This window comes from Fusibacter sp. (genome assembly GCF_057447755.1).
The window spans coordinates 1-8,237 of the sequence record NZ_JBVBZF010000150.1; the positions used below are offsets into that span (position 1 = coordinate 1).

The 8,237-nt window shown below is 36.4% G+C and carries 8 protein-coding genes; 5 read left to right on the plus strand and 3 right to left on the minus strand.

Annotation, left to right across the window (positions count from 1 at the left end):
- Window positions 1-573: tRNA (adenosine(37)-N6)-threonylcarbamoyltransferase complex transferase subunit TsaD (locus AC220I_RS14375; protein ID WP_486724544.1), on the plus strand; the 573-nt coding region annotated here is incomplete at its 5' end.
- A 435-nt stretch (window positions 574-1,008) separates the two neighbouring features.
- Here AC220I_RS14375 and acpP read toward each other — a convergent pair.
- Window positions 1,009-1,239, minus strand: coding sequence for an acyl carrier protein (acpP, locus tag AC220I_RS14380; protein WP_486724545.1), 231 nt, complete (start codon window positions 1,237-1,239; stop codon window positions 1,009-1,011).
- Window positions 1,240-1,404: 165 nt separating this feature from the next.
- Complete coding sequence (locus tag AC220I_RS14385) at window positions 1,405-3,318, minus strand: ABC-F family ATP-binding cassette domain-containing protein (RefSeq protein WP_486724546.1); 1,914 nt, start codon at window positions 3,316-3,318, stop codon at window positions 1,405-1,407.
- 197 nt (window positions 3,319-3,515) lie between these two features.
- Between AC220I_RS14385 and AC220I_RS14390 the strand changes: the two genes are divergently transcribed.
- The 3 genes from AC220I_RS14390 (at window position 3,516) to AC220I_RS14400 (ending at window position 5,941) form a co-directional block, all read left to right on the plus strand.
- Window positions 3,516-4,139: a redox-sensing transcriptional repressor Rex gene (locus AC220I_RS14390; RefSeq protein WP_486724547.1), complete on the plus strand. Its 624-nt coding sequence runs from the start codon at window positions 3,516-3,518 to the stop codon at window positions 4,137-4,139.
- Window positions 4,140-4,274: 135 nt separating this feature from the next.
- Window positions 4,275-5,453, plus strand: a complete 1,179-nt coding sequence (locus AC220I_RS14395; RefSeq protein WP_486724548.1) for an acetyl-CoA C-acetyltransferase — start codon at window positions 4,275-4,277, stop codon at window positions 5,451-5,453.
- A gap of 29 nt (window positions 5,454-5,482) precedes the next feature.
- A complete protein-coding gene (locus tag AC220I_RS14400) occupies window positions 5,483-5,941 on the plus strand; it encodes a winged helix DNA-binding protein (RefSeq protein WP_486724549.1) in 459 nt (152 codons plus the stop codon).
- A gap of 259 nt (window positions 5,942-6,200) precedes the next feature.
- On the opposite strand, the gene AC220I_RS14405 is transcribed toward AC220I_RS14400, so the two are convergent.
- Entirely contained in the window at window positions 6,201-6,365 is a 165-nt protein-coding gene (locus AC220I_RS14405) for a DUF362 domain-containing protein (protein ID WP_194702713.1), read from the minus strand.
- A gap of 450 nt (window positions 6,366-6,815) precedes the next feature.
- Here AC220I_RS14405 and gdhA point away from each other — a divergent pair, with 450 nt between their 5' ends.
- Window positions 6,816-8,159, plus strand: coding sequence for an NADP-specific glutamate dehydrogenase (gdhA, locus tag AC220I_RS14410; protein WP_486724550.1), 1,344 nt, complete (start codon window positions 6,816-6,818; stop codon window positions 8,157-8,159).
- The last annotated feature ends 78 nt before the right edge of the window (window positions 8,160-8,237 follow it).

An 8,237-nucleotide genomic window follows, 5' to 3' on the forward strand; every position in this document is an offset into this window, starting at 1 on the left:
ACCTTTGAAGTTATTGGAAAGACCAGAGATGATGCAGCTGGAGAAGCATTTGATAAGGTTGCAAGAACTTTAGGTCTTGGATATCCAGGAGGACCTTTAATTGATAAGATTGCAAGGGAAGGTAACCCTCACGCAATTGATTTTCCGAAAGCCATGCTAGATCAGGAAAACCTTGATTTTAGTTTTAGCGGACTAAAATCTGCAGTATTGAACTATATTAACTCGTGTAAAATGAAGCAAATTGAAATAAATATCCCTGATGTATGTGCCAGCTTTCAGGAGGCTGTTGTTCATATTTTAAGCTTTAAGGCCATGGATGCCATTTCTCAATCTGGTCATAATAAATTGGTACTTGCAGGTGGTGTAGCAGCCAACTCAGCCTTGAAAGAAGCTCTTGAAGTAGCTTGCAAGGCAAAAAATATAGGATTCTATTATCCACCCATGGCACTGTGCACGGATAATGCGGCAATGATTGGCTGTGCTGGATACTATAACTTTAGAGCAGGACATATTGGCAATATGACTGTAAATGCAATTCCGAATTTAAGAATAGGCACTAAAATGGGACTATAGTCCCATTTACTTTTTTGATGAAAATTAATGCCAAAAGGAATAAACTTTGTATTATGTAAACCGATGGTGTGTTCGAAGCAAAAAGTTTTAAAATAAGTACATTTGTGGATAATACTGTGGATACTGTGGAGCAATAGTGATTATAACCCTTTTGGTGAATGGTCTATGTGGATTAAAGTGTGGAAAACTGTGGATAACCTTGCTGATATGTGGATAGTTTTAAATGAGAAGCCTAATTCTCAATCATATTTAAAAAAAACACCGGAAAGTGTGGTAGACATAATCTGTAGAAAGTTAACCTATAAAATTCAAACTATTTAGAAAGTTCATCTTAGAGGCATAAAAAAAGCACTCATTTAAAATCGACCCCGCCATTAGTCCTTATTATAGGATAAATGGTAGAGTGAATTTTAAAGAGTGCTTTAAATTTTGTATTTACTCAAGACCTTCGCCGTTTAAATAATTAATAATATCTGCAATAGAAGTGAACTCTTCAGCAACTTCATCAGGAATTTCAATTTCAAATTCGTCCTCAATTGCCATGATGATTTCAACAGCGTCGATAGAATCGATATCCATGCTGTCAAAAGTAGTATCCATAGTAATTTCACTAGGATCAATAACACTTAATTGTTCAACGATGATTGCTTTTATTTTTTTAAACATAATAACCTCCTAATAATTGCGTGCCAATCTGAATGCCGTAGATGTCTCAGACGTAAGCGCCATTTCCCACATATGGTTACGTCTATACTTAATTTTTATTATAAAGAAAAAATCCTTTTTGTCTATATGAAATTTAGTTATATTTTCCTAGTAAATTTGAATAAATTATAATTTTTCTAATAATTCATCCAATTCTAGGTACTTATGTTCTATTTCAGCCTCAATTTGCTCAATTTCCTTTTGGACGGCCATTGCTTTTTCAGGTACTGAAAATATAGCTTCATCACATAATGCAATTTGTAACTCGTGTAGTTTCTCTTCCAAACCGTGCAGAAGGTCTTCTGTATTTTGTATGGCAATTTTATGGTTTTTTACAAGTTGTTTTTTTTCTTTTTCTTTTCGCTGCATTTCCTTTTGCTTTGTTTTTGTAAGCTCTGGGACTTCAGCAGGACTAGCGGTTGCCGATTCGGATTCTGTATTTTTTTCTATATAATAATCATAATTGCCCCAATAAACTTGAATACCGTCATGAGTGAGCTCAAAAATCTTGGTGCAGATTTTGTTGAGAAAATAACGGTCATGGGAGATGGTCAGAATAGTACCGTCATAATTTAGGAGTGCATCTTCAAGCGTTTCTTTTGCAAGAATGTCTAAATGATTTGTCGGTTCATCCAAAAAGAGGAGATTAGATGAGGAAAGCATGAGCTTTAATAAAGAAACACGGCTTTTCTCGCCACCACTTAATTGATAAATCTTTTTTTCATATTCATCACCTTTAAATAAAAAGGCGCCTAGAAGTCCTCTCACAGCTGTTAAGGAGAGTTCGGGATTCTCATCATGGATCTCTTCCAAAATTGTATGCTCTAAATTGAGATTTCTAAGTTCTTGATCATAATAGCCCGGTTCAATGTTGTGACCCAGCACTATATCGCCTTGATCTTTCTCTATTTCATTTAAGAGAACCTTGAACAAGGTTGTTTTGCCGACACCATTAGGACCGATAAGTCCAATTTTCTCACCTCTATAAATTTCAAAGGTAACATCCTTAAAAACAGATTTTTCATCATAAGACTTTGCAAGATTCTCCACCATTAGGACATCTTTGCCACTTTTGACACCTGCTTTAAGATCAATTTTGAAATGTTCCTTGAACAGCATAGGTTTGTTGACAAATTCAATTTGATCTAAACGCTTTTCTCTTGAGCGCGCACGCTTTGCAAGTTTTTCTGTCCCGCGTTCCTTAAATTTTCGGATGAGGTCTTCTTGCTTTTTAACCTCTTTTTGTTGTTGTTCATAATGACGTAGAGAAGCTTCATAAATTGCATTTTTCTGTTTAATAAATTGCGAATAGTTGCCATTGTACTCAGTGAGTTCTTGTGCTTCAATCTCATATATTTTAGTGGTAACTTGGTCTAAAAAATAACGATCATGTGAAATTAGGATAATAGTGCCGTTGTACTCCTTTAAATAGCCCTCAAGCCAACGGATTGCATCAATGTCAAGATGATTGGTAGGCTCATCAAGAAGCAGAACATCGGGTTGTTTTAAGAGCAGCCTTGCAACCCCAACGCGTGATTTTTGGCCACCACTTAGTTGATTGATAGGTCTTTTATGATCAATCTCATCAAAGCCTAGACCGTTGAGAATACCACGAATTTTACTTGAAATAGCATATCCATTGGCGTGGTCAAACGCATCTTGAAGGCTGGAATACTCATCTAATAATGATTTATAAGTAGATTCATCAGACTCGCTCAGACGAAGCTCCAGTGCTCTCATTTTGGTTTCTATATCAAAGATGTCCTTAAAGACCTCTTCACAATAGTCAAATGCTGAAATATCAAGATCGATGGCGGTATTTTGTTCAAGATAACCAACTGTGGTATCTTTTCCAATAAAGATGTCGCCGCCGTCCTTTGATTCTATTCCCATAAGGATTTTCATCAAAGTTGTTTTGCCTGCACCATTGATGCCGATGAGGCCAATTTTGTCTCCAGTATTGACAGTGAAGGAAATTTCATCTAAAATGCAGTCGATACCATAAAATTTTGTAATGTTCGTGCACGATAATGCGATCATGTTTTTTCCTTTCCTGATTTAGTAACATATGTATTATACATTATTTAAAGAAACATATAAATTCTTTGTTATTTATTTGACATTGTTTTTCTTTAAATGGTATAATTTTCATATCAAATGGAAATGGGATGAGTGGACTGTATTATCTAAAAATTGCAAGATAATAAAAGAAAAAACTCAGTTTAAGGGGTGTAGAAATGAAGGACAGAAATATTTCCTTAGCGGTTATTAGGCGTTTGCCAAAGTATCATCGTTATTTAAAAGAATTATTGGACAACGACATTAAAAGAATTTCCTCCAAGGAGCTGAGTAAAATTATTGGCTTTACAGCTTCTCAGATTAGACAGGATTTAAATAATTTTGGGGGATTTGGTCAACAGGGGTATGGTTATAATGTTGAAGACTTGTACAGTGAAATCGGAAAAATTCTGGGTCTGACAAGAAACTACAATACCGTCATAGTTGGCGCAGGTAATTTAGGACAAGCACTCGCAAATTATTCAAGTTTTGATCGATTGGGCTTTAACCTAAAGGGGATGTTCGACATCAACCCTAAAATTATTGGCCTTACAATTAATGATGTGAAAGTAATGGATATGGACTCGTTTGAAAACTTTGTTAATGAGAACAACGTTGAAATTGTCTATATCTGTACAAACAGAGATGGCGCTCAAGATGTTGCTGATCGAATTCAAAAGACGAGTATAAAAGCAATTTGGAATTTCGCACCAATTGACCTTCGCGTAAAGGATGGCATTATCGTTGAGAATGTCCATCTAATTGATAACCTGCTGACCCTATCTTATTTTTTAAAAGAATAGGGATTAAGGATTGATTAAATAAAAATAATTTGTTAAAAATGTGAAAAAGTAACGGGACAAGGGATGACCTTGTCTCTTTTTTTTGGTAAAATAGCTCTAGGGATTGTCACAGAAAAAATAGGGAGGTTTAAAAACATGAAAGAAGTTGTAATTGTAAGTGCCGTTAGAACGGCGATTGGTTCCTTTGGTGGAACTTTAAAAGACACTCATCCAGCAGATTTGGGTGCAGTGGTGATCAAGGGTGCTCTAGAGAAAATTGGTCTTGAGCCATCAAAAGTAGATGAAGTACTCCTTGGATCAGTTTTACAAGCAGGACATGGTCAAGGTATTGCAAGACAAGCGTGGATTAAGAATGGCTATCCTGTGGAAGTGCCATGTACAACAATCAATATGATTTGTGGCTCGGGCCTTAAGTCTGTATCCATGGCGGTACAGTCAATTCTTGCAGGAGACAATGAAGTTGTGATTGCAGGTGGTACTGAAACAATGAGTATGGCGCCATATGTGCTTAAAACAGCACGTTGGGGACAACGTATGGGCAATGGCGAGACTTGTGACATCATGGTTAATGATGGCTTATGGGATGCCTTTAACAATTACCATATGGGTGTAACTGCTGAAAACATTGCAACTCAATGGGGGCTTACAAGAGAAGCTCAAGATGAGTTTTCATTCAACTCTCAAAGAAAAGCAGCAGCAGCAAGAGCAAATGGCAGATTTAAAGATGAGATTGTACCTGTAATGATTCCACAGAGAAAAGGTGATCCAATTTGCTTCGACCAAGACGAATATATTAAAGAAACGACGGTTGAGAAGTTGGCAGCATTAAGACCAGCCTTTAAAAAAGATGGTGGTACAGTAACGGCAGGTAATGCATCTGGTATCAATGATGGTGCTTCTTGTGTCGTCGTAATGAGTAAAGAAAAAGCGGAAGAGCTAGGCCTTAAACCATTGTGTACTATTGTTTCTCATGCATCTGCAGGTGTTGAACCTTCAATCATGGGTATTGGTCCAGTGCCAGCAACTCAAAAGGCGCTTAAAAAAGCAAACTTAACAGTAGCGGATTTAGATTTAGTTGAAGCAAATGAAGCATTTGCAGCACAATCTTTAGCCGTTGTAAAAGAACTTGGATTAGATACAGAGAAAGTAAACGTTAATGGCGGAGCAATTGCGCTAGGTCATCCAATTGGCGCTTCAGGTAATAGAATTTTTGTGACATTGATTCATGAGATGATCAAACGAGATGCAAAATATGGTTTGGCAACTTTATGTATTGGTGGCGGCATGGGTGAAGCGATTATCGTTAAAAGATAAGAGCAGAAAGTAGAACAATAGGGTGATCAATGGCAAATTACACAAGAGAGATTTCACATATGATGGATCGAATGCTGATCAAGATTATGTCTCAAGACAAAAAGGGTTTTTATCCAAATGACCTAATGCACCGGATGAGTTTACTGGATATTTTGGTCATAAAAATGATTGGTGAATCAAAAGACATGCAGCTCAATGCCTTAATAAGGACGCTTGAACTGGATCGTAATCTAATTGATGTTTCGGTTAGAAACTTAATTGGCCTTAAGCTCATTATGAAGAAAACTGGCGAAAGAGATAAGCGTGAGAAGTATCTTGCACTCACTCAATCCGGTGAGTTAATATATGAAAAACTGTTGAGCGCACAATTGTCTGAGATGGAGTTTGTCTTGAATGATATTACCATCAACGAAGAAAAGACCATATTGAAATTTCTCAGTAAAATTGTCCAATATCATACCGAAAAATTTGATCTTAATCGACCTTAGCAAAAAAAATTAAAAAGACCTGATTTTCACTTATAAGTGATTTCAGGTCTTTTTTAGCTTTTATTATAGATCATTAACTTTCATCCAGCTTGAGCAAGCATTTTTACTTGCGAAAAGCCTTTAGATGCGACAAAACAAGTTTTGGCGATAAATGATATATACAACAAAATTTGAGCCGAAAGCTATGATGAGGAATGTTTAGCCTCAAACAGCATCAGCGAAAATTGTTTTGAGACCATCAAAGATGGCTCAAATGTTGTTATTCAGCTTGAGGTGCGTCAACTGGGCAAACATTTGCACAAGCACCACAATCTATACATTCAGCGCTAATTACATAAATGCTATCACCAGCAGAAATTGCGTTTACTGGACATTCTGGCTCGCAAGCGCCACATGAAATACAAGAATCATTAATTACGTACATGAGAAGTACCTCCTTTTTAATTTTAACTTATTATCAAGTCATGACATCATTATAATACTCAAAAAAACACATAAACAACATTAAAAGCATAAAAAAACATGAAAAACTTACAAGTATAGTGATAATCATTATTAATTAAACGCGAAGCAACTTCCATAAACAGTAAAAAAAAGGGCTTTTTTAAGCAAAAAACACCCTCAAAACGGGCTGTGGGAATTTGTCCCGCAGGGGGATGTTTCGGGTCCCTAAAGTATTCAAAAAAATTTACAACTGTTGCAAAAAATTTATAGTTTTATGCTTTTTTTTAGTTTACACTGTTAGAGGGATATGTTAAAATTTAGTCGTTAGGACGCTTATTAAAATTTTAACAAACTTTAAGGGCAAGAAAATTTTTGGTTGCTGACAACCGTGAGGTAGACCCTCAGAATCATTTTAAAGGAGATGTTTGAAATGAAGTATATTGAAGAGGTATTTGAACAAGTTAAATCAAGAAATGCTAATGAACCAGAATTCTTACAAGCAGTAGAAGAAGTTTTTAAATCTTTAGAGCCTGTGTTAGAAAAACATCCAGAGTATATTGAAGCAAATTTATTAGCTAGATTTGCTGAGCCAGAAAGACAAATCATTTTTAGAGTTCCTTGGGTTGATGACGCTGGTAAACTTCAAGTTAACAGAGGTTTCAGAGTTCAATTTAACGGCGCTATCGGACCTTACAAAGGTGGCTTAAGATTCCACAAATCGGTATATATCGGAATCGTTAAATTCTTAGGTTTCGAGCAAATCTTGAAAAACTCTTTAACTGGCTTACCAATCGGTGGCGGTAAAGGTGGTTCAGACTTCGATCCAACTGGTAAATCTGATGCAGAAGTAATGAGATTTTGCCAAAGCTTCATGACTGAATTATATAGACATATCGGACCAGATGTTGACGTTCCAGCTGGAGACATCGGTGTAGGCGGAAGAGAAATCGGATTCTTATATGGTCAATACAGAAGAATTAGAGGCGCATTCGAGAACGGCGTTTTAACTGGTAAAGGTTTATCTTACGGTGGATCATTAATCAGACCTGAAGCGACTGGTTTCGGTGTAACTTACTTTACAAGAGAAATGTTAAAAGCTAAAGGCGAAACTTTTGAAGGCAAAACTGTTGCATTATCAGGATTTGGTAACGTAACTTGGGGTACTGCTATCAAAGTTACTGAATTAGGTGGTAAAGTTATCACTATTTCAGGTCCAGATGGTTACATCTTAGATGAAGCTGGTATCGCTGGCGAGAAAATTGACTACTTGTTAGAGTTAAGAGCAAGTGGTAGAGATATCGTAGCACCATATGCAGAGAAATTTGCTGGTTCTAAATTCTTCCCAGGTGAAAGACCATGGGGCGTTAAAGCTGATATCGTAATTCCATGTGCGACTCAAAATGAAATTAGATTAGAGCATGCAGAGCAAATCGTAGCTAACGGCGTTAAATTCCTTTGTGAAGCATCTAATATGCCATGTACAAACGAAGCTGTTGACTATTTATTAGAAAAAGGCGTAACTGTTGGACCAGCTAAAGCTGCTAATGCAGGTGGTGTTGCTACTTCAGCGCTTGAAATGAGCCAAAACTCTATGAGAATGTCTTGGACAGAAGCAGAAGTTGATGCTAAATTAGATCAAATTATGACTAACATCCACAAAAATGCTGCTGATGCGGCTGCTGCTTATGGCTTTGGTTACAACTTAGTTGCTGGTGCTAATATCGCTGGTTTCATCAAAGTTGCAGAAGCTATGATGGCTCAAGGTAACTACTAAGATAAACAGTAAAATAAATATAAAGCTGAGAACAAACGTGTCATTTGTTCTCAGCTTTTTTTTATTGTATACAACAAA

Coding starts and splice junctions, on each gene's coding strand:
- acpP (WP_486724545.1), bottom strand. CDS start 1,239: ATGTTTAAAAAAATAAAAGCAATCATCGTTGAACAATTAAGTGTTATT.
- AC220I_RS14405 (WP_194702713.1), bottom strand. CDS start 6,365: ATGTACGTAATTAATGATTCTTGTATTTCATGTGGCGCTTGCGAGCCA.
- AC220I_RS14385 (WP_486724546.1), bottom strand. CDS start 3,318: ATGATCGCATTATCGTGCACGAACATTACAAAATTTTATGGTATCGAC.
- AC220I_RS14390 (WP_486724547.1), top strand. CDS start 3,516: ATGAAGGACAGAAATATTTCCTTAGCGGTTATTAGGCGTTTGCCAAAG.
- AC220I_RS14400 (WP_486724549.1), top strand. CDS start 5,483: ATGGCAAATTACACAAGAGAGATTTCACATATGATGGATCGAATGCTG.
- gdhA (WP_486724550.1), top strand. CDS start 6,816: ATGAAGTATATTGAAGAGGTATTTGAACAAGTTAAATCAAGAAATGCT.
- AC220I_RS14395 (WP_486724548.1), top strand. CDS start 4,275: ATGAAAGAAGTTGTAATTGTAAGTGCCGTTAGAACGGCGATTGGTTCC.